Annotated in this window: 16 protein-coding genes; 8 read left to right on the top strand and 8 right to left on the bottom strand. The window is 66.5% G+C overall.

The window, feature by feature from the left end; translation table 11 throughout:
• Window positions 1-244: 244 nt before the first annotated feature.
• Window positions 245-1,399 (top strand): serine/threonine-protein kinase, encoded by a 1,155-nt coding sequence (locus tag NU1_RS32220; RefSeq protein WP_067527248.1) that lies wholly within the window; start codon window positions 245-247, stop codon window positions 1,397-1,399.
• A 353-nt stretch (window positions 1,400-1,752) separates the two neighbouring features.
• On the opposite strand, the gene NU1_RS32215 is transcribed toward NU1_RS32220, so the two are convergent.
• The 3 genes from NU1_RS32215 to NU1_RS32205 are packed head-to-tail and all read right to left on the bottom strand — an operon-like array spanning window position 1,753 to window position 5,176.
• Window positions 1,753-2,733, bottom strand: coding sequence for a Rossmann-fold NAD(P)-binding domain-containing protein (locus NU1_RS32215; RefSeq protein ID WP_067527247.1), 981 nt, complete (start codon window positions 2,731-2,733; stop codon window positions 1,753-1,755).
• Entirely contained in the window at window positions 2,730-4,151 is a 1,422-nt protein-coding gene (locus NU1_RS32210) for an aminotransferase class I/II-fold pyridoxal phosphate-dependent enzyme (RefSeq protein ID WP_169815176.1), read from the bottom strand. Before NU1_RS32210 ends, NU1_RS32215 begins: the two co-directional genes overlap by 4 nt.
• Window positions 4,148-5,176: a helix-turn-helix domain-containing protein gene (locus NU1_RS32205; protein ID WP_084522007.1), complete on the bottom strand. Its 1,029-nt coding sequence runs from the start codon at window positions 5,174-5,176 to the stop codon at window positions 4,148-4,150. Before NU1_RS32205 ends, NU1_RS32210 begins: the two co-directional genes overlap by 4 nt.
• A gap of 424 nt (window positions 5,177-5,600) precedes the next feature.
• Between NU1_RS32205 and NU1_RS32200 the strand changes: the two genes are divergently transcribed.
• Entirely contained in the window at window positions 5,601-6,014 is a 414-nt protein-coding gene (locus NU1_RS32200) for a hypothetical protein (RefSeq protein ID WP_174565951.1), read from the top strand.
• On the opposite strand, the gene NU1_RS32195 is transcribed toward NU1_RS32200, so the two are convergent.
• A complete protein-coding gene (locus tag NU1_RS32195; RefSeq protein WP_170264252.1) occupies window positions 5,964-6,605 on the bottom strand; it encodes a response regulator in 642 nt (213 codons plus the stop codon). The two genes, NU1_RS32200 and NU1_RS32195, sit on opposite strands and share 51 nt — an antisense overlap.
• Before the next feature lie 37 nt (window positions 6,606-6,642).
• Window positions 6,643-7,944: an ATP-binding protein gene (locus NU1_RS32190; protein WP_245720410.1), complete on the bottom strand. Its 1,302-nt coding sequence runs from the start codon at window positions 7,942-7,944 to the stop codon at window positions 6,643-6,645.
• A gap of 345 nt (window positions 7,945-8,289) precedes the next feature.
• On the opposite strand from NU1_RS32190, the gene NU1_RS32185 reads away from it, so the two are divergent.
• The 5 genes from NU1_RS32185 to NU1_RS32165 all read left to right on the top strand — a co-directional run bounded on the left by NU1_RS32185 (window position 8,290) and on the right by NU1_RS32165 (window position 16,734).
• The gene (locus NU1_RS32185) at window positions 8,290-9,546 is read left to right on the top strand and encodes an MFS transporter (RefSeq protein ID WP_067527242.1); all 1,257 of its coding nucleotides are present in this window, start codon (window positions 8,290-8,292) and stop codon (window positions 9,544-9,546) included.
• A 318-nt stretch (window positions 9,547-9,864) separates the two neighbouring features.
• Window positions 9,865-10,518 (top strand): MspA family porin, encoded by a 654-nt coding sequence (locus NU1_RS32180; protein ID WP_067527241.1) that lies wholly within the window; start codon window positions 9,865-9,867, stop codon window positions 10,516-10,518.
• 128 nt (window positions 10,519-10,646) lie between these two features.
• Entirely contained in the window at window positions 10,647-14,687 is a 4,041-nt protein-coding gene (locus NU1_RS32175; RefSeq protein WP_067527240.1) for an NACHT and WD repeat domain-containing protein, read from the top strand.
• A gap of 72 nt (window positions 14,688-14,759) precedes the next feature.
• Window positions 14,760-16,547, top strand: a complete 1,788-nt coding sequence (locus tag NU1_RS32170; protein WP_067527256.1) for a PspC domain-containing protein — start codon at window positions 14,760-14,762, stop codon at window positions 16,545-16,547.
• Window positions 16,540-16,734 (top strand): hypothetical protein, encoded by a 195-nt coding sequence (locus tag NU1_RS32165; protein WP_084522005.1) that lies wholly within the window; start codon window positions 16,540-16,542, stop codon window positions 16,732-16,734. The genes NU1_RS32170 and NU1_RS32165 overlap by 8 nt, the downstream gene beginning before the upstream one ends.
• Before the next feature lie 139 nt (window positions 16,735-16,873).
• Here the strand turns inward: NU1_RS32165 and guaA are convergent, their stop codons facing one another.
• The gene (guaA, locus tag NU1_RS32160; RefSeq protein WP_067527238.1) at window positions 16,874-18,433 is read right to left on the bottom strand and encodes a glutamine-hydrolyzing GMP synthase; all 1,560 of its coding nucleotides are present in this window, start codon (window positions 18,431-18,433) and stop codon (window positions 16,874-16,876) included.
• A 337-nt stretch (window positions 18,434-18,770) separates the two neighbouring features.
• Between guaA and NU1_RS32155 the strand changes: the two genes are divergently transcribed.
• The gene (locus NU1_RS32155) at window positions 18,771-19,580 is read left to right on the top strand and encodes an alpha/beta fold hydrolase (protein WP_067527237.1); all 810 of its coding nucleotides are present in this window, start codon (window positions 18,771-18,773) and stop codon (window positions 19,578-19,580) included.
• Between the two features lie 88 nt (window positions 19,581-19,668).
• On the opposite strand, the gene NU1_RS32150 is transcribed toward NU1_RS32155, so the two are convergent.
• Window positions 19,669-20,838: a GuaB3 family IMP dehydrogenase-related protein gene (locus tag NU1_RS32150; RefSeq protein WP_067527255.1), complete on the bottom strand. Its 1,170-nt coding sequence runs from the start codon at window positions 20,836-20,838 to the stop codon at window positions 19,669-19,671.
• Between the two features lie 49 nt (window positions 20,839-20,887).
• Entirely contained in the window at window positions 20,888-22,399 is a 1,512-nt protein-coding gene (guaB, locus tag NU1_RS32145) for an IMP dehydrogenase (protein WP_067527236.1), read from the bottom strand.
• Between the last annotated feature and the right edge of the window lie 387 nt (window positions 22,400-22,786).

Raw genomic sequence — 22,786 nt, 5'->3', positions numbered from 1 at the left:
CCGCCGTAGTTCCGCCAGCTGCCGCTGTTTGTCCTGGGGGTCCAGCTTCCGCCCAGCCGAACCCATCATCGACCACCTCTCTCTACCGATGGATCCGCCGGTGCCGGGCTCGAACAACCCAGCACCGATCCAGCTACCGTCATAATTCGAATATACGTTCGAGTGCAATCCAGTAGAACCCGACACTCCGCCCGCGTCAAGGGGGAGTGGCGCAAACCTCGGGTTTCGAAGCAGGCCAGTCAGGATGGTTTTCCGCTACCCTGCACCCGTGACCGAACGCGCCCGTCCCTTTGTCGGCCCCGATTACCTGGTCGCCGGCCGTTACCGTCTGCAGTCCAAACTCGGCGGCGGTGGCATGGGCGCGGTGTGGCTGGCAAAGGATCGGCTGCTGCACCGCGATGTGGCGATCAAACAGGTGCTCTCCCTCGCCGACCTCAGCGAAGAGCAGGCCAGAGCGGTGCGTGACCAGATCGTGCACGAGGGCCGGGTGGCGGCGAAGCTCGCACACCAGCACGCCATCGCCGTCTACGACGTGGTGCTCGAGGCCGGGGAACCCTGGCTCGTCATGGAGTACCTGCCCTCGCGCAGTGTCGCCAAGGCGCTCGCCCTGGTGGATATGCTCTCGCCCATCGAGGTGGCACAGATCGGCGCGCAGGTCGCCGACGCCCTGGCCGCCGCGCACGCCGCCGGAATCACGCACCGCGATATCAAGCCCGGCAATATCCTCGTCGCCGATCGCGGTGACGAGGTCGGCATGGTTAAGCTCAGCGACTTCGGCATCTCGCGCGGCCTCGGTGATGCCGACGATCCGGGCGATGTCATTACCGGCACCCCCGCCTACCTCCCGCCGGAGGTGGCACGCGGCGCGCAGCCCACCAGCGCCAGTGACGTATTCTCGCTCGGCGCAACGCTGTACACCGCCATCGAGGGCCACCCGCCCTATGGCTTCGAAGACGACAGCGATGTGGTGGTGGAACGCGCCGCCATGGCGCAGATCATCCCGCCGGAACGCACCGGCCCGCTCACCCAGGCCCTCATGCACATGATGGAACCGGCCCCCCAGCGCCGCCCCACCATGACCGAGGCCCGCAATGAAATCCTCACCGCCGCTTTCGGACCCGGCACCGCGCCCTACATTCTCGGCGCGCCCGTCCGCACCGAGGACGGCACCATTCCGGCCTGGGCCGCCCGCAATTCCGCCGCCGGTCTACGCAGCCCGTACTCCACCCCGCTCCCCCGCCCCCAGCGCAACGCCGCCGCGACTCCCGCTACCACACAACGCAAGTCGAAGGGCATAGACTTCGCCAACCTCGGCCCGAACGCGGGCCCACTAGCGGTAGCGATCGGCCTACTCATCGGCCTGCTGATCATTATCGTGATCTTGATAGCGGTGGTGTAGCGAGCCGCCCCGCTCCCCGCCATACCGCCGCCGGAACTCACCGCCTCACCTGGACTCACCCCTCCGCCCGGCCACACCAGCCCGCCCGGCCACACCAGCCCGCCCGGCCACACCAGCCCGCCCGGCCACACCACTCCGCCGGGCCACACCACTCCGCCTGACCTCACTACTCTGCCCGGCCACACCACGCCGCCGGTCATACCGGCTCCGCCTCGCCTCACTGCTCCGACCGAGCCACACACCGCCCCACCCGGCCTCATTGCCCTGTCGCCTGATCTCACCGCCCGTCATTCCGGGAACTCGTACTCACACCCGCATCACGACGGGCGCTCATGCGGCGTGAACGCGTGGGCTCAGCGCTCGAGTGCGAACTCGCCCGGTGCGCCGATCAGCTCGAGGATCATGGCGGCCATCGCCGCGCCATACTTTTCGCTGGCCGCACGCGGTTGCGCGGACGGATAGTTCGAACGGTGCGTGACGACAACACCATTGGGCAGCGTGACGGTGCTGTCGATGCGGGTGGCGACGCAATTGCCACCGGCCTTGGCGGTGAGATCGACAACCACCGCACCCGCACCGAGAGCATTCAGCGCAGCGGTGTCCAGAAGCACGGGGGCGCGCTCGCCCCGGTGTACTGCCGCACACACGATCAGGTCGGGAGTCTCGCGTTCGATATGGTCGCGCACCACGGCCTGCTCCGGGTGCGGCACGAACACCCCGGCACCGCAGCTCAATGCCGCCGCTTCCTGAGCCATACGTTTGCCGATAACGGTCGGCTTCTCATCACCGAGGGCGACCGCCGCTCGGATCGCCGCCAATCCGGCCTGCCCACAGCCCAGGATCAGACTGCGCACGGCCCGAGTTCGCACCTTTGGTGAAAGTAGCTGGCGCCCTTCCGAATATGCGAGCCGACCGGCGAACCGACTCATGGCGGACAGCGCGTCGAAAGCCGTGGGCTCGCCGTCGCGCGGTACCAGTTCGAAGGCCACGGAATCGATACCGCGGGCGCGCAGCGCGGCGATCGCGCCCTGTCGAACGATCGGATCCTGGAAGCCGATGAGCCGCATACCGGCACGCAGCGGCATCGAATCTAGCTCGAAAGCAGGCGTTTTCACCCAGGCGATCAGATCGGTGCGCTCGAACACCTGATAGTTGTCCGCACCGGTCGATGCCCCCGCCGCGCGATAGGCCGCATCGGCGAATCCGGCCCCCACCCCGGCATCCCGCTCCACAATCACGCCGACACCCGCCCCCACCAGTCGGCGAACATCATTGGGTGTGAGGGCGACTCGCCGTTCCCGAGGAGCCGTCTCCCGCAGCACCCCCGCGATCACGACGCCACCGCGAATTCAGGGAGAGCGGGCAGACCGCGATCGGCGAGGACGGTGCGGTAGGTGTGGCCCGTGTCGATATCGCGCACCAAACGCTCTATGCGGTCGAATAATTCGTCCAGCAGATCGGCCGATTCGTGGCCGGGGGCCGTGCGCGGAGCGAGCACGTTGAGGCGCACGCCCAGGCGCGGCGACCCGGTGCGGTCCAGGGCCACGCTATCGATCCCGGCCGCCGCGAGCAGTAGATCCTCGAGCTGCGCACTGGTGTGCACACCGGCGAGATCGAGGACATCGCGATCGAAGACCACCGTCAGGAACATGCCGTCCGGACTACCGAGCGGGCGCAGTACATCCATACCGAGGCGGGCATTGAGGTCGGCGACGCAGCGCAACGCCCGATCGAATTGGGTGCGCATCCGAGTGCGATTGGCCGCGAAGTACTCATCGGTGGTGTGCTCGAGCACCGCGCGCACCAGGTGGGTGGTCTCCCGTTGGAAGGCGATGGTGAGCCGTTCGCGCAGCTCACCCAACCACTCGGCATTACCGGAGCAGGCCGCGCCCAGCTTGCAGGGGCCGAAGGCGTTGTAACCCTTGGAGTTACCGGTAATAGTGAGCACCCGGTCATACAGGCGGCGCGGACCAGCAGCGGTCGGAACACTCAGTGCGGCAATGGGGATATGGTCGGCGACCAGTCGATCGAAGGCCATATCGCAGATAACGGGCACATTGTGCTCCACCAGCACCCGCCCGATCTCCACCAGCTGCGCCACCGAATACGAGGCGACCACCGGATTCCCGGGCAGCGTGAGCAGGACCCCGCACAGCCGATCCCGCACCTCGTCGAGACACCGCGCCAAGGCGACCGGATCGATTCGGAACGAATCATCCTGCGTCCCAGGGCAGGTCACAATGCTCAGCCCGAACTTCTCGACATGAATGCTGGAGCTCTTGTAGAACCCTTCCGGGCATACGATCACCCCGCCGGGCCGAGCCAGGGTGGCGACGGCCTCTTCGAGCAGTACGGTGCTCGAATACGGGCAGACCACAACTTCCTCGGGCCGCACCCGCACGCCGACCACCCCGTCCACGGGCCGCGACAGCCGTTCGAACAGCTTGTCGGCAGCCAACTCTCGCAGTATCAGCGGCTGCCGCTTGTCGTACAGCCTGCCGTCGCGATACTCGTCGGGCCGCTGCAGGTGGAGCAGCTCGTCCCAGGCCCGATCCAGTGCGACCACCGCGTTCGGGGCGGGTGCCAGTCCGGTCTCACCGTGATAGGCGTCGATAATCCCCGAATACGTCCGGCCGTCGGTACCCGGAAAACACGACGCCGCATCGAGATACCGGCGCACCTGCCGCTTGCGCTCCTCGGAGCGATTGGTGCGGGCTCGCAGCCCGACCAGATCGACCAGATCTCCGGTCACCGCCGTCCACCCGTCCTGGGCGCCTCCCCCGGCGCGGGCAGATCGTTCCAATCCTTTTCCAGCGCAGCGCGAAACAGCTCCCGGCAGCCCTCATCGGTGAGCCGGTCGTAGCGCGCCAGGGACTCCCCCGCGACAATATCGTTGACCACGATGGCCGAGCCGTCCCGCGTCAGTTCATAGAGCTTCTCGAACCGCCGCACCGCGAATTCCACATCATGTTTGAGCGCGGAGAACCGGGTCGCGACCCGCGCCTGCCGCGAGTAGTCGTATTCCCCGACCGCCACATAGCGTTCGTCGACGACGAGCATGCTCTGTGCGTTGCGCGCGTGCTCGCGCTTCACCAGAATGCTGACCACCCCGGCCCGCGCCTGCTGCCACAGCTTGTCCTCGTACGGCACCACATCGCTGATCCGGTCCAGCACATACATGCGTCGCACATCCCGCCCCGCGTCCGCGAGCCGCAGAATGGCCTGGTGGTAGTCATCGCCGACATCGCCGCCGATGGTGCCCAGATCCGCGGTGTGAATGGCGCGCACCGAATCCGTCGCCTGGCCGAGGATGGTGAGCCAGTCCAGGACCGTATTCCACTCCCATACGGTGGCGCTGCGCGAGGGGATCTGCGCCAGAATCTCCTCCGCGCGCTCCAATTGCCGATCGGCGATCAGGCGCAGCGGTTCGATATCGTCGCGCGCCCCCGCCGAATCGATGAGCCGCTGCGCGATTCCCAGCGCCCGCTCGACCAGTTGCGGATCCTTGCCCAACAGGACATTGAACCGCATACGCAGGTCGTAGTACGCGCTGCCGACGGATTCGCCGGAATCGGCTTCGCCGGGAAGCTCTTCTCCCAGTGCCAGACTCAGGCGTTCCCGCAGTGCCATAGGCGGTATGCGGGTGCCGTTCTCGATCTGTTGGACGAGACTGCGCGAACAGTCCGCTTTCGAGGCCAGGGAGGCCTGGGTATATCCACGTTCGATGCGTAGGCGACGCACCACATCGCCTATCCGCTCACTGTCCGATCGGGTCATCGGGCACCTCCCAGGGATCGCCCGGCATCCGCGTGCCCACAGAGTGTCACGAGGCGCATTCTAATCACACGATGTGTCATCGGTCCGGGTGCGGACCTTGTAACAGCTCATCATCGGAAGTTTGTGCGACACACCGGAGTAGCACGGGCGGAGTGGTCACGGGATGCACTGCGGTGCCTGCGGCTCACAACGGTGTTCCTCGGCTTCTTTCTTCATCCTACTCGGCCATAATTCGGCCCACTCAGGACGAAATACCCTCTGACTGACTAATTTCGAGCATAAGCGCTTACGAAATATCACAATAAGTCACCAAAGCTTGATTGACGTCACGAAGTATCGCCTTTTAACATTGAGTGACAGTTCCATTAGCGAAACGTCCACTCCGGCAAGCCAAGTCACGAACCTTGTGCAGGAGGCGAGCACCATGACACTGCGAATCACCGACTGGTTGATCACCAGCGATATCACGCCCGAAACCGCGACCTACGACCCCACGGGTGACGGCTGGGTACTGAGCTGGCTGTCCGGGCGGTCACTCACCAAGATCCAGGCGCTGAGCGGCATGGCACTCGACGAATTCCTCAGCGACTTCGACCTTGTCACGGCGGCCGATACCGACACTCCCACCGAAGATGTCCTGCTCGCCTTCGCGGTGGCCGCCGCCCGCGCGGCCGAACTCGGAATCACCCTGGAAGAGGCCGTGATTCGGCTCAGCTCACAAATACTGCAGCGGGACCGGAACCACGCCCGCACGATACTGTCCGCCGATCGGGCGGGCGGGCGACGCTCAATCGATCCGACGGCGATGCGCCCAGCGGGTGAGGGCATTGCGGTTTGACTGCTGGGTCTTGCGCAGCACATTGGAGGCGTGCGTCTCCACGGTTTTCACCGAGATGAAGAGGTTTTCGGCAATCTCGCGGTAGGTGTAGCCGCGGGCCAGCAGCCGCAGCACCTCCAGTTCGCGCGGGGTGAGGGAGTCCAGTTCCGGATCCAATGGCGGCTCCGGAACCTGGGACCTACCCGTGAACGAGTCCAGTACGAATCCCGCCAGCCGCGGACTGAATACCGCATCGCCGCCGGAAACCCGGCGAATCCCATCGGCCAGTTCCGGCCCGGAGATCGTCTTGGTCACGTACCCGCGCGCACCCGCCCGAATCACCGCGATCACATCCTCGGCGGCATCGGACACGCTGAGCGCCAAGCACACCGGGCCCTCCTCGATGCCCTGCAGCACCGCCACGCCACCACCATCGGGCATATGCACGTCGAGGAGCACCACATCGGGGGTGGTCGCCTTGATTCCCGCGATCGCCTCGGCCACCGTCCCGGCCTCGCCGACAATCTCGATATCGGTCTCGCGGCTCAACTCGGCCCGCACCCCGGACCGGAACACCGCGTGATCGTCGACCAGAAACACCCGGACACTCACCAATATCTCCTCATTCGATGGCAGACCGACCCCGAGCCTAACCCGATACTTCCTGGCCCTCCGGCGCACCGCCGGTCCCGGTGGTCGGCTCGTCGCCCGCCATCGGCTGGTCCATCCGCACTACCAGGCGCTCCTCGGCACTGTCCTTGCGCGGCATGAAAATCCGCACCTCGGTACCGCGTCCGGGCGCGGACTTGACCTCGACCGTGCCGCCGCGCCGCTCGATCCGGCCGTGAATGGATTTGGCCAGACCCTGGCGGTCCGACGATACGGCGTCCGGATCGAATCCCGCACCGCGATCGCGGACGAACACACTCACCTGATGCGGTTCGACCTCGGCGAACAGGTCGATGGTCGGCACGCCCGCATGTTTGGCGGCATTCACCAGCGCCTCCCGCGCCGCGCCCAGGATGGCGGTGAAATGCTCCTTGGGGAGACCGTTTCCGGTGTCGTCGATATCCATCGACACATCGCCGACGGTCACCGGCGTGACCTTCACACCGTGCTGGTCCTCCACCTCACCGGCAATGGTGCGCAGCGCCGCCGCCAGACTCGACTGCGCGGGACCGGTGTCGTCGAACAGCCATTTGCGCAGTTCACGCTCCTGGCTGCGGGCCAGCCGCACCACCTCCTGCGGATTGTCGGCCTGCCGCTGAATCAGGGCGAGGGTCTGCAGTACGGAATCGTGCAGATGCGAGGCGATTTCCTCGCGTTCCTCATTGCGAATACGCGCGGACCGTTCATCGTTCAATGCCCGCACCATGCGCAACCACAGCGGCACGGTCAACAGTCCGGCACCGATCAGCGTGACCGCCACCGCCAGCAGCGCCGATCCGAGCGAACTCAGATTGATCCGCGCCAGCACCACCACACCCAGGCCCACCACGATCAATGTGGCACCGCCGACAATCCGCGCCCACGTCACCACCGACGCCTTGGCGGGCAGCCCGAAGACCGATCGTGGTCCCTCGGCGTCGAATTCGCGCCACACCAGCGCCGCGCCGACCGCGACCACAATGATCGGTCCGATCACCTGCGCGGCGGAACCACTGAACAGCCATGCCATCGCCACCGACAGCGCCAACCCGAGCAGCGCCAGCCCGATCCCCTGCCGCCGCTCCGTCGCCGATGGCCGCTCCGCGTCCCGGCCGCCCGGCGTGAAAATCCACAGCAGCCCGTAGGCAATGGGCCCGGCCCCCAGCGCGGCCAGGAAGACGAACGCCATCCGCACCTTGAAGACGTCGACACCGAGATGATCGGCGAGCCCGCCCGCCACCCCGCCGACAATTCGCCCACCGGACCGCCGAACGAGACGCGGCACATGCCCGGTGACGGTCATCCCCTGGGCAGGGTCGACTAGGGGCGCGGACGGGTACATACCCTCGATACTGGCACGCCCACCCGGCACCGCGGCATCCGGAAACACCCGGAGTCACACCCTGATGTGGTCGGGCGGAGGATGTGTCCGGCGCGATCCGCGTCGTGCGGCGCTGGGATCGGGGTTGCTCGCTACCGCCCGACTCGCTGCCCGAGCAGTACCTTGACGACCGCGTGCGCAACAGCGCGGATTTCGGGAATGTGGCGTGGACTTCGGTGGGCCGGTCGGCGAGTTCGGCAAGAGGGATACTGATCGCGCCCGGAATCTGCTCTCGCCGGGTCCACCGTCCCAGCGAAAGTCCCTCCTGTGCCCCGGTTTGCCGCCACCACCTCCGACGCCGACCTCCCCGATACCGCGCGGGCGCAGCGCCGCGTCCTGACCGTGCTGGTCGCCGCGCAGATTCTCAGCGGTGCCGGACTCGCCGCCGGAATCACCGTCGGGGCACTGCTGGCACAGGACATGCTCGACTCGACCAGCATGGCCGGGCTGCCCAGCGCACTGTTCACCGCGGGCTCCGCGCTCGCCGCCATCGGTGTCGGGCGCATCTCGCAGCGGTATGGTCGCCGCCCCGGTCTCGCCACCGGATATCTCATCGGCGCGATCGGCAGCGTCGGCGTTCTCGTCGCCGCGGTCTCGGACAATGTGGTCCTGCTGTTCATCACGCTGTTCGTCTACGGGGCGGGCACCGCCACCAATCTGCAGGCCCGCTACGCCGGAGCCGATCTCGCCACCGCTTCCCACCGTGGGCGCGCGGTGTCCACGGTTTTGGTCGCCACCACCCTCGGTGGCGTTGTCGGCCCGAACCTGGCCGCACCCACCGGCTCGCTGGCCCAAGCTCTCGGTATCCCGTATCTGGCCGGGCCGTTCATGCTCGCGGCGGTCGCCTACGCCCTGGCGGCGCTCGTATTGGCGGTATGGCTGCGCCCGGATCCGCTGCTACTGGCCCGTTCCCTCGGCGACACCGATCCGATCGTCACGCACACCACTGCCGGTGTCCCCGTTGCCGAATCCAGGAAAGGCATCGCCGTCGGCGGGCTGGTAATGGCGCTGACGCAATTGGTCATGGTGGCGATCATGACCATGACACCGGTGCACATGCACAATCACGGCCACGGCACCGCCGCCACCGGACTGGTGATCGCCATCCATGTCGGAGCCATGTATCTGCCCTCACCCCTGACCGGTTGGCTGGCCGACCGCTACGGTCGCCTTCCGGTCGCCGCCGCCTCCGGGGTCACCCTGCTGGCCGCCGGGGTGCTCGCCGCCACCGCACCCAGTGATTCCGTCGCCGTGCTGGCGCTGGCTCTCGCACTGCTCGGGCTGGGTTGGAACCTCGGCCTCGTCGCGGGAACGGCGATTATCACCGATACCGTGCCGCTGGCGACCCGGGCGAAAACACAAGGCACGGTGGATGTCTCCATCGCCATTGCCGGAGCCACCGGCGGGATGGGCTCGGGGCTGATGGTCGCGGCCACCAGCTACCCGGTCCTCGCCCTCGCCGGTGGGGTGCTCGCGGTGGCGGTCGTGCCCATCGCCGCGTTCACCGCGCGCCGAAACACCTGACCGGAAACCAGACGCCGCTCCGATGGAATTCCGTCCGATCCGGACAGGAATCGCAGGCCTACCTGCGCGGACGTCGTGCCGTTCCGGACGATGCGAGACCGGACCGGTCCCCGAGTCCGACCTGTGCTCGCTGCCGGACCGGATACCGCGGCGACCGGACCGGATAACCGAGACCAACACCCTCCACCAGCGGTTTCACCATCGCCTCGGCCAAGGCGCGGCGGCACCGAACCTCCCCGAATCCCTACCTTTCAACTGGGGCAACCAAGCCCACAGCGTCGGCTACCCAGCGACGCAACAGGTTCGGGGAGGAACCAGATGAACATCAAATCCGCACTCGCCACCGCCGTCGCCGCGATCGGCCTCGGCCTCGGTCTCGCCGTTCCGCTGGCGGCCACCGCGCATGGCGGGGGGCTCGCGCCACACGAGAAGAGCACCGTCGCCCCCAATGGGATGAGCGTGACCGTCGGCCATACCGACAACTGGTTCCACAATGTGGCGCCATTGAACAATATGCCGACCAATCGAGAGGTCTATCTGACCAACACCTCCTACGGCACGGTCGAGGGCGGCACCGGCAAGATCCGCACCGGCTGGTTCGTCGGCTGCGCGGTCGACCTGGATGTGTCGTTCTCCGTCGACGCCCATATCGGTATCGACGCCGATGTCTCGGTGGGCGTCGGGGTCGGGTCGACCGGCGTAACCCCCTATGCGGACGCGGGCATCACCCCCAGCATCGGCGGCGGGATCGGCTTCGACCTCTCCATCACACCCGGCAACATCACCGATATTCAGTTGGGCGAGAAGGAATTGCCGTCCGGCGGTACCGGTTACATCGTCAACCGTGACTACCGTCTGAAGGTGGAGGGGTGCGGCGGACCACTGACGGTGCAGGCGTACACGGTGATCGAGGCCAGCTCCCCTGAAGCGGATGTAGCCGACTGGGTCATGGGCGACCCGGTGATCCTGTGATCCGACGGCAGGGTCGGTCGAGGTGGTGGCGCGGCGCGATCCCCCGCCACCACCTCGTCAGTATCCCTGGGCTCCCGCTAAATTGGCCTTATGGGCGTGGGGAACAATCGAACATCGGCGGACATTCGGTGACCGGGGAGGCGACCGAGGGCGACCAGGAAATCCGGTCCCCCCGAACCCTTTTCGCACAGCGATTCGCTGAACTGTATGAGGCGGCGGGCAATCCGACGCTCCGGCGAGTCGCCGCAGCCGCCGAAACCCGTATGCGCGCCGCCAGCGGCAATCGCGCCGGGGGTGCGTCCGCACAGCGCATCAGCGATTGGAAGGCCGGGCGAAATGTCCCCGCCCGCTTCGAATCCCTGCTGCCGGTGGTTCTCACCCTCATCGATATGGCGCGCAAGGACGGCACCCCACTACCCCGGACGGTGACCGAACCCAAGCAGTGGCAACGACTCTGGCAGGCGGCCACCACCTGGAACCCGGAGGAGGACGAATCCGCCTGCCCCTACCTGGGACTCACCTCCTACCGCGGGGAGAACCGTGATCTGTTCTTCGGCCGCGCCCACGCGACCACAGAACTCACCGACCTGGTGCGCGAGGCCACCGGCATAGTCGCCCTGGTAGGGGCGTCCGGAGCCGGAAAGTCCTCACTGCTCGCCGCCGGACTCCACCCCGCCCTGGCGGATTGGGAGGTCATTTCCCTCACCCCGGGACCGCGTCCACTGGCGACGCTCCTGCTCGCGGCGGCACCGGCGGCGGAATCGGCGGCCGACCACGTCGGGCATCCGGTCGACGAATCCATCAGCGACGAGCAGGCGGCGCACGACGAAGCCGGTCGGGGCAATCCCGCTCCCCACCCCGAGCGCCCGCGCCGCCTGATTGTCCTGGACCAGTTCGAAGAGCTCTTCACCATCTGCGAGAACGAGGGCGAGAGCGTCGAGGATTTCCTCGATGTGCTCGACGGCTGCGCCAGCCGCGCGGTCGACCCCATCGCGGTCGTCATCGCGGTGCGCGCCGACTTCTACGCACACTGCCTCAATCACCCGGTCCTCCAAGAGGCCCTCGAACACCGCAGCTTCCTACTCGGCCCCATGCGCATGGATGAACTCGCCCAGGCGATTACGGGACCGGCACGGGCCGCGGGCCTGGAACTCGAGCCCGGCCTGGAAGAACTCGTCATTACCGAACTGTGCGGCGTGGGCGACCGCCGACACTCCCGCAGCTACGACCCGGGCGCACTGCCCCTGCTCTCCCACGTCATGGCCGCGACCTGGCAACAGCGAGAAGGGCGCAAACTGACCGTCGACGGCTACCGCAAGGCGGGCGGCGTAGTCGGCTCCGTCGCCGAGACCGCTGAACACGCCTGGAACGAACTCACCGAACCGCAGCAGCGGGCCGCCAAGGACATCCTGCTGGGACTCGTTGCGGTGAGCCAGGATTCCCACGACACCCGCCGCCCAGCCGAACGCACGGAACTGTTGCGCCGCGCCACCGCCCCCGAAGACGCCACCGCCGCACTGGAACTGCTCTCCCGCACCCGCCTCATCACCCTCGAAGCCGACGCGGTCAACCTCACCCACGAAATCGTCCTCGGCGCCTGGCCCCGACTGCACGGCTGGATCGACGAGGACCGCGTCGGCTATCTCGTCCGGCAACGCCTCGAATCCGATGCGGCGGAATGGGCGGCACAGGACCGTGATTCGTCGCTGCTCTACCGCGGCACCCGCCTCCAGAACGCCGCCGACAATGCCGAACCACCACCGGTCGGCGACCTCGCCCGCGAATTCCTCACCGCATCAACCCGAGCCAGGGAACACACGCGCCGCCGCGCCACCCGCACCAAAGCCGCATTGGCGGTACTGGGTGTCGTCCTCCTGGTCCTCGGCTTCGCCGCCTACACCCAGAACGAGATTGCCCAGCAGCAGCGCGACGACAAGAATTTCGCTGCCATCCTGGAGGAAGCCGATCGGATGCGGGCCGCGGACCCCTCACTGGCAGCTCAGCTTTATCTCGTCGCGCAGCGGCTGCGCCCGGACGATGCCGATGTGCGCATCCGGCTGCTACAGACCCAAGATCTGCCGCTGGCATCGACGAGCCTCAACGACTCCGTCTGGCAGATGGCTTACCGGACCGGTGAGGTCCTGGCGACGATCAATACGAAAAACGAACTCCGACTGTGGAATATCCGGGATCCGCAGCAGCCGCAGCAGCTGGGCAACGCGATCAACACAGTCGCCTCGGTCGATTTCCATCGCGACGGCACCCTGATGATGACCAGCTCCGACACCGACATCCGGCTGTGGGATGTGAGCTCACCCGCGACTCCCCGCGAAATTTCCCGCCTGCCCGGTCTGACGGACGAAGCAGGGGCGATCACGGGGTCCTTTGTAGGCGACAGCCGGACACTGGTGACGCTGACACCCGCGGGCTTCACGCTCTGGGATGTGAGCAATCCCGCCACACCGGTGCCGGGTCCACTCCATCGGGTACACGACGAGCCCCCGAAGCAGGGACAACACCGAGCCATGGGCAGTATTCGGGTCAGCGCGAACGGCAATCTGCTCGCGATCGGCAGTGACCGTGACGGCGACAGCCTCACCGAATCGATCCAGTTGTGGGACATCACCAATCGCGCGGCCCCGATCAAGACCGTCGACCGATTGAGCATGGCCGAGGCCCACTTCAGGGACTTGGCCTTCAACCCCGCGGGTACGGTGCTGGCAGTCGGTAGAAACAGGGCAGCCAGATTCACATCCGACGATAAGGACGCGAGTGTCGAACTGTGGGACCTCACCGATCCCGCCCGACCCCGTCAGTTGGGAACACCATTGGCGGGCGGGGGTGATGTGGTGATATCGCTGGCGTTCACACCGGACGGCAGCACGCTGGCGGTAGCCTCCGACAGCGGAATCGCCCTCTGGAATGTCACCGACCCGACCAATTCGACCCTCATAACCGACCAGTTGTCGGTCCGCGCGGGTACCTGTCGATCACGCGTCGCCGCATACCCGTGTACTCGCAGAGCCCAGGGTCTCCATTTCACCCAGGACGGTCGCACGCTGCTCGCCCACGGTTCCAGCGGTGAACTCCTGGCCTGGTCGGTGCCGCCGTCCGTCCTTCCCGCGCACGTCGAGCAGGTCATCGCCTACGAGTTCGATAGCTCGGGCGACCGCATGGTGACCCTGTCGATAGCCGGACGAATCGCGGTCTGGGACATTCGGGATCGGCGACGACCGCAACCCATCGGGGAGTACCGAATGCCGCCGAACCTCTACTCGATGGCGCTGTCCCCCGACGGACGCACCCTGCTGGTCACCACCTACAAACCTGCCGAGACGCAGGTGCTGGATCTAGCCGATCCCGCAGATATCCGGTCGGTTGCGGGATGGCCACAGCCGCCCAGAGACGCCGGTTCGCCGTATTTCAGCAGAGATTGGCGATTGGCGGCGATCACCACCGATGACAAGGTCGAACTCTGGGACCTCACCGATCGCGTCGACCCGACCATGCTGTCGACCCTCACCATGCGGACCGCCTTTGCGTGGGTGGCCGACATCAGCCCCGACAACAAGACACTGACCGTTCTGCAGCGAATCAACCCCGGCGACAACGATGAACTCGTCGTCACCCGCTGGGACATCAGCGACCCGGCACGACCGGTCGAACTGGCGGATCTGCTGCGGCAAGCCGACGCCGGGGTAACCGCCGACGTACACATCACACCCGATCAACGCACCATGGTCGTAGTCGTCAATGAAAAGCTACGCAGCTGGGATATCAGCGATGCTCGGCGACCGCGCCCGCTCGGCGACGCGTTCGCCGCACACACCCTGATGGTGAATTCGGTCGGCTTCACCGACGATGGGCGAACCATGCTGACCTCCAGTACCGACGGCACCGTTCAACTGTGGGATTTCACTGATCCAGCCCAGCCGCATCGCATGGGTGGACCGCTGGTGGAGCCCGGTAAGAGCGGTCGGACCGTTGTGCTGCACCCGGATGGCCGGTCCGCGATAGGCAGCGACTCCAACAGCGGGCTTCGCATGTGGGACTTGGACGTCCAGCGCGCCGTCGACCGAATCTGCGCCGTGACCGGCGGAGGGTGGAGCGAGGAACTGTGGCAGCGCTACCTTCCGGCAGGAATCGGCTACAACCCGCCCTGCGACTGACCCCAACCTCAGGCCCATTTTCAGGGTTCCCCCCGATGCGCATCCCCCCTGCTCACGACGACCATGGAAGCCATGAACTCAGCGAGCGACTGGTCCAGTGGCGCCGGACGGGGCAGCTTCGGCGATCAGGTACACAAACTCTGGCAGACCCGGCCGGTGCGATTGCCGCGGCAGGGACCGATCGCGGGTGTCGCCGCCGGATTCGGACGGCGGTACAACGTCGATCCGGTTCTGGTGCGGGTCGCGTTCGTGATCTCGGCCTTCTTCGGTGGTGCGGGCATTGTGCTGTACCTGGCCAGTTGGCTGCTGCTGAATCAGCAGGGAGATCAGGCGTCGGCTGCCGAATCGCTGTTCGGTAAGGGACGTAGTTCGCAGTCGCCGACGAAGACCATTGTGCTGCTGGTGGCGCTCGGTATCGCGGTGACCACGGCGGGCCCGGTCGGGATGGGGCTCGGCGGATCCGGGCTGATCAGCTTCGTGCTCATGCTGGCCGGATGGTGGCTGCTCTATCAGCGGCAACCGGAACCGCCCGCGGGCGTGCTGGATCCGGGATTCCCGGCGGATGGCTACCCGGCCACCATCGGATACCCGGGCTCCACCCTGCCCAATGCGCCACAGTGGACCGGCTACCCCGGCACCACCTCCCCGTACGGTCCGTACACGCAGCTGCCCGACCACTACGAACCCGACCCGGCGCGGCGCGCCGCCCACGACACGGCTGTCCTGCGTTCGGAAGCCCCTGTGGAGCAACAGGCTTCGGAGCATCCTGGCGACGACGCGGCGGCACGGACCGAGGTACTACCCAAGGGCGATACCACACCCACCGAAGTCCTACCCACCGGCGCTGAGGCACGGACCGAAGTCCTCCGTATCGGAGGCGATGTGGTGGAATCGGTAGTCCTACGCAAGGATTCGACTCCCGACGACGCGTCGAAGGACTCACCGTCCCGCGATGCCGAAGAACAGATCGGCAATCCGACCCCGGCGCTGAAGCAGGATTCCGAGATCTCACCCTCGGAATCCGGTGCGGGTGCCGACATCCCGGAGAACCCCGAGAACGATCCGGGGGCCGGTTCGGCGGGACCCGATCTCCGCAAGGGCAGCGAAACCCCTGGACCACACCGGATTCCACTCGCATCCGAACCCGTCCGACGCGCCTACGGTCCGGCACCGGTCTCCCCCGACTTCGGCCCGACACCGCCCGGCTGGGACCCCCTCGGCGTAGCGCCGTTGGCCTGGGACCTCCCCGAGCCCAGCACATCTCAGGCCGTGGCGGTACAGCCCGCGCCGAAAGGCCCACGCTCCCGATTGACACCCATGGTCATCGGTCTAGCCATCCTCGCGGCGGCGGCCGCCGGTGCGGCCGCGGCATCGGGTGTGGACTGGATGACCCCCGGTCGCATCGGAGCAGCCGCCCTCGCGGTGGTGGGCCTGGGCCTGATCGTCGGAGCGTTCCTGCGACGCGGCTACGGACTCATGGTGTTCCTGGCTCCGCTGGCCGGATTCGTGGTGCTGGCCTCGCTGATCGGCCCGATCGACTTCGACCGCGGCGGTATGGGCGACCGCGTCTGGGTCGCACAGTCCGCCACCGACCTGCAGCCGGTGTACCAACTGTCGCTGGGCTCCGGCACTCTGGATATGACCAACCTGAAACTGACCGAGGACCGTGCCACCACAGTCGACGTCCAGATGGGCGATGTGCGGGTACTGCTGCCCGACGACCTGCGGGTGAACACCACCTGCAATGTCGATTTCGGCGACAGCAACTGTCGGGAGGGCATCACCGGCCCGGATACCGGACCTGTCCTCGACCTCACCATCAATGTCGAATTCGGATCAGTGGAGGTGCAGCGTGGCTGACAACAAGACCCGACGTCCGTCCTTCTCCCTCCTGCTCGCGGGCATCCTCGCCGTACTGGTGAGCGTCTGGGCCTTCATCGGCCCCGCCTCCTGGCCCGACGGCCTGTCCTTCGGCTGGATCGTGGTGATCACGGCCATCGTGGTCGGGGTAATCCTGGTGATCTCCCCGCGAAAACACAGGGAGTAGAACGACGAAAGAACCCCCGATCCGAAAGGTTCGGGGGTTCTTCACATTCCGGTGTTTGTCGCCCCGGTCACGCGGGGAGCTTCAGCAGACCTCACAGGATCGAAGCCCCCGATCACAGTGGTCGGGGCCGCCGTGGCTTTCACTCCCATTCGATGGTGCCCGGCGGCTTACTCGTCACATCGAGAACCACGCGGTTGACTTCCTTGACCTCATTGGTGATGCGCGTCGAAATGCGTTCCAGCACTTCGTACGGCAGGCGGGTCCAGTCGGCGGTCATAGCATCCTCCGACGACACCGGACGCAGCACGATCGGGTGCCCGTAGGTGCGGCCGTCGCCCTGGACACCGACGCTGCGGACATCGGCGAGCAGCACCACCGGGCACTGCCAGATCTGCTTGTCGAGACCAGCGGCGGTCAGTTCCTCGCGGGCGATGGCATCGGCCTGACGGAGCAGGTCGAGGCGGTCGCGAGTGACCTCGCCGACAATGCGAATGGCCAGACCGGGACCCGGGAAGGGCTGGCGCGCAACGATTTCCTCGGGCAGACCGAGTTCACGGCCGACGGCGCGGACCTCATCCTTGAACAGCAGGCGCAGCGGTTCGACGAGATCGAACTCGAGATCGTCGGGCAGGCCACCGACATTGTGGTGGCTCTTGATATTCGCGGTGCCGGTGCCGCCGCCGGACTCCACCACATCCGGGTAGAGGGTGCCCTGCACCAGATATTCGACCTTGGTCTCGCCCTGCTCGCCCACGACCTCGGCCACGGCGTCCTCGAAGGATCGGATGAACTCCCGGCCGATGATCTTGCGCTTCTCCTCCGGGTCGCTGACACCCTTCAGTTCGCCCAGGAACTTGTCGACCGCGTCGACGGTGACCAGCTTGGCCCCGGTCGCGGCGACGAAATCGCGCTGCACCTGCTCGCGCTCACCCGCGCGCAACAGACCGTGGTCAACGAAAACACAGGTCAGTTTGTCACCAATGGCACGCTGCACCAGGGCCGCCGCCACCGCGGAATCGACACCGCCGGACAGACCACAAATGGCGTGGCCGTCGCCGATCTGCGCGCGCACATCCTGAATCAGCGCGTCCGCGATATTGGCGGGCGTCCAAGCGGCCCGAATACCGGCGATCTCGTGCAGGAACCGGCTCAGGATCTGATGACCGTGCGGCGAATGCAGCACCTCCGGGTGGTACTGCACACCGGCGAGCTTGCGCTCCCGATCCTCGAACGCCGCGACCGGCGCACCGACCGTGGTGCCGGTGACCTCGAACCCGGCGGGCGCGTCGGTAACCGCGTCGCCATGGCTCATCCACACCGGATGCGTACCGGGCAGACCCCCGTGCAAAATGCCACCGTCGATACTGATCTCGGTGCGGCCGTACTCCCGGGTCCCGGTATGGGAAACCGTGCCACCCAGCGCCTGCGCCATGGCCTGGAAGCCGTAGCAGATGCCGAAGACCGGTACCTCGAGATCGAACAGCCGCGGATCCAATCGCGGTGCGCCCTCGGCATACACGCTCGAGGGGCCGCCGGACAGAATCACCGCCTGCGGCTGCTTGGCCGCGATCTCCTCAACGGTCGCCGTATGCGGAATCACCTCGGAGTAGACACTGCACTCGCGCACCCGGCGCGCAATCAACTGCGCGTACTGCGCGCCGAAGTCGATAACAAGGACGGGTCGCTGGGTATCTGCCACCCACGCAGTCTAGTGAGCGACCCAGAGCACACCTCCCCCGGCTCCCACGACTCCCCGAATCTTCAGCGGACAAACGTGCCTCCGCAAGGGCGGCGGGCCTCGCATCGTGCGTCTGCCATCGGTGACAACTGATTTCGGGCCGATCGGGGTAACTCACCGGGTACGCCCAGAATAGATTCGACTCCCAACCGCCGGCACGCGTGCACGACAGCCGACGGCTCTCGGCCGGGCGCTGAAGATTCGGGGAGGCGGGGGAGTCGCAGCCACACCGATTGGGCGTGACGACAGCGGGCAAAAGCATCGATCTCTGTCACTAGGTCTGGCTATCCTCATCTTCGTGCCATTCGCCCACGCGATCGATGCCGAAATCCATTACGAGGACAGCGGCGGCGACGGGCCGGTAGTGTTGTTGGGGCACGAATTCCTCATGGACCGAACGATGTTCGCGTCCCAGCGGGCGGCGCTGACACCGGAGTTCCGCATCGTGACATGGGATGCGCGCGGCCACGGTCGCACCCGCGACAAGGGTCTGCCCTTCACCTACTGGACCAGCGCCCGCGATGTGTTGACCGTCCTGGATCAGCAGGGCGTGCGCCGAGCCGTCGTCGGCGGCACCTCCCAGGGCGGCTTCACCGCGCTACGCACCGCGCTCCTCGCCCCCGAACGGGTTGCCGCGCTCATCCTGATCAGCACCGAGGCGCACGAACCCTCCGACCTGGAACTCGAGAATGCCAAGAAGTTCCTCGACAAGTGGTACGAGGACGGCCCCCGCCCGGCCCTCGCCGAACATCTCGCGCAGTGGCTGATCGGCGATGACGCCTGGTATCGCGCGGTCTGGGTGAAACGCTGGCTGGCCCGCGACCGCTACGCCACCGCGGTAGCGGCGGGCTGTTTCCTCACCCGCGACTCGATCCTCGACCGACTACCCGAAATCACCTGTCCCGCATTGGTAATCCACCCCACCAATAGCGGCTTCTCCCGCGCCCACGCCCGGGAACTGGCCGAGCGCCTCCCCGACTCCCGCTATCTCGAGGTCGAGGGCGCGCGCCAAACCGTCAATATGACCCACCCGGTCACCGTGAATGCCGCCATCCTGGAATTCCTACGCGAACAGGCGGTTTCACGCGCCCTCACCCACTCCCGCTGACACCACGCTCGTCACGCTGGTCGGATACTGATCCTCGAAACGCGAACAGCCCGTGTCGTTGTCGACACGGGCTGTGCGGTCAGAGATCTCAGGCGCGGACGTTCAACCCGACCCGCTGGAATTCCTTCAGGTCGCAGTAACCCGTCTTCGCCATGGAACGGCGCAGGCCACCAACCAGATTCAGCGAACCGAACGGGTCATTGGAGGGACCGTCCAGCACCTGGGTCAGTGGTACCCGCTCCTCCTCGATGGCATACGGCAGCAGCGCGCCGCGCGGCACCGACGGGTGCGCGGCAGCCGACGGCCAGTACCAGCCATTACCGGGAGACTCCGCGGCCAGTGTCAGCGGCACACCGAGCATGACAGCGTCCGCACCACAGGCAATGGCCTTGGCGACATGCCCGGAGGTGAGGATGTCGCCATCGGCGATGACATGCACATAGCGACCACCGGTCTCATCCAGGTAGTCGCGGCGCGCGGCGGCGGCATCGGCAATGGCGGTGGCCATGGGCACACCGATACCGAGCACCTCACCGGTCGACGTCGAACCCTGCATGGAGCCGTAGCCGACAATGACGCCCGCCGCGCCGGTGCGCATGAGGTGCAGCGCGGTGCGGTGATCGCTCACGCCGCCCGCCACCACCGGCACATCCAGTTCGGCGATAAAGGTCTTGAGGTTCAACGGCTCGCCGTCGCTTGCGATCGCTTGCGGATCGCTCGAAACAGCACTGCCCACATGCTCGGCGGAGATAATGGTGCCGTGCACCACCAGCAGGTCGATTCCGGCCTGCACCAGCGCGGGAGTGAGGGCGCGCGCGTTCTGCGGGCTCACCCGCACCGCGGTGGTCACCCCGGCGGCCCGCACCTGCGCGACCGCGGCGGCCAGCAGGTCCGGCTGCATCGGCGCGGCGTGCAATTGCTGCAGCAGTGCGACGGCGGCCTCGGTGCCTTCCTTCTCGGCCACATCGGTGAGCTGCTGGATCTTGGCTTCGACATCGGCGTGCCGAGCCCACAGGCCCTCACCGTTGATAACGCCCAGACCGCCCTGCTTACCCAGTTCGATAGCGAACTCGGGAGAGACGAGCGCATCGGTGGGGTGGGTCAGGAATGGAATCTCGAACCGATAGGCGTCGAGCTGCCAAGCCACCGACACCTGCTTGGACGAACGGGTCCGCCGCGAGGGAACGATGTCGACATCGTCCAGTTCGTAAGTGCGCCGGGCGGTCCGCCCCATGCCGATCTCGACGAGGTCGCGCATCGTCTCCAATTCCTCTTCTCGGTGACAGCCCTGTCGGCGAAAGCCGAACTCAGCGGGTGGTGTAGTTGGGAGCCTCGACGGTCATGGTGATGTCGTGCGGGTGCGACTCCTTGAGACCCGCCGCGGTGATCTGCACGAACTGCGCGGCCTGCAGATCCGGAATGGACTGCGCGCCCGTGTAGCCCATAGCGGCCCGCAGACCGCCCACCAGCTGGTGGATCACCTGGTCCAGCGGACCACGGAATGGCACCCGGCCCTCGATACCCTCGGGAACCAGCTTCTTCTCCGACAGCACATCGTCCTGGAAGTAGCGGTCCTTGGAGTAGGACTTGGCCTCACCACGTCCCTGCATGGCACCCAGCGAACCCATACCGCGGTAGCTCTTGTACTGCTTGCCACCCACCAGGATCAGTTCGCCCGGCGATTCGGCGGTACCGGCCAGCAGCGAACCCAGCATGACGGTGGAGGCGCCGGCCGCGATGGCCTTGGCGATATCACCGGAGTACTGCACGCCACCGTCGGCGATCACCGGCACACCGGCCGGAGCACAGGCCGCATTGGCCTCGAGAATCGCGGTGATCTGCGGCGCGCCGACACCGGCGACCACGCGGGTGGTGCAAATGGAGCCGGGGCCCACACCCACCTTCACCGCGTCCACACCGGCGTCGACCAGAGCCTTGGCACCGGCGCGGGTGGCGATATTGCCACCGATGATCTGTACCCGGTCGCCGACCTCGGCCTTGATCTTGGAAACCATCTGCAGCACACCGGCCTGATGCCCGTGCGCGGTATCGACGATCAGCACATCGACGCCGACATCGGCCAGGGTCATGGCGCGGGCCCACGCGTCCTCGCCCACACCCACGGCCGCACCGACCAGCAGGCGGCCGTCGCGGTCCTTGGTGGCGTTCGGATACTGCTCGGTTTTGACGAAGTCCTTGACGGTGATCAGGCCGCGCAGTTTGCCGTGGCCGTCCACGATCGGCAGCTTCTCGATCTTGTGACGGCGCAGCAGACCCAGCGCGGCGGGGGCGGTGACGCCCTCCTGCGCAGTGATCAGCGGAGCCTTGGTCATGATGTCGGCCACGAGGCTGTTCTGATCGACCTCGAACCGCATATCGCGATTGGTGATGATGCCCACCAATTGGCCCGAGTCATCCACCACCGGCAAACCGGAGATGCGGTAGCGCGCGCACATGGCGTCGACTTCGGCGAGCGTATCGGTGGGGCGACAGGTCACCGGATCGGTCACCATGCCCGCCTCGGACCGCTTCACGGTTTCCGCCTGCGCGGCCTGCGCCTCGACCGACAGATTGCGGTGCAGCACACCCATGCCACCGGCCCGGGCCATGGCGATGGCCATCCGAGCCTCGGTCACGGTATCCATGGCGGAACTCACCAGCGGCGTGCGCAGTGAGATCTCCCGCGTCAGCCGGCTCGACGTATCGACCGAGCTGGGAATCAGATCCGAGGCGGCAGGCAACAGCAGTACATCGTCGAACGTGAGCCCGAGCATGGCGATCTTGTTCGGATCGTCGCCACCCGTTACGGGACTGCTCATCGAATCGACCCCTCCTGGACCTCGGCAATGTCCCCGGACCGGCCCCGGCGGACGAATGGATTGAGAAGACACCGAGAATTACCACTCGGCATCTGCCCGTCCATGGTATCGGTCGCACAAAAGCGAGGAGTCCACGGCCCGCACCCCACCCGACTATGGAGACAACAGGGTGAGACGAACTCAACCCTAGTCGTCCGACCCCCGGTTCGTTCGCCACCCGCCCCGGTCCGGACCGAGCACACGGAAGCAGCACAACACAACCGAGAACCACCACAGCCGACCGTAGCCAGAAGACGCACTCCCTGCCTACTTCCCCCACCTTCACCTCGCTTGTTCGCGGCCCCGCCCCGTTCTGGACTGAGTGGAGCGGGGGATCGAAGCGGAGGA

Origin of the sequence: Nocardia uniformis NBRC 13702, assembly GCF_001613345.1 — a bacterium.
Lineage (GTDB): Bacteria > Actinomycetota > Actinomycetes > Mycobacteriales > Mycobacteriaceae > Nocardia > Nocardia uniformis.
The sequence above is the reverse complement of the archived record's forward strand: the minus strand, read 5'-3'. Positions and strand labels throughout refer to the sequence as shown.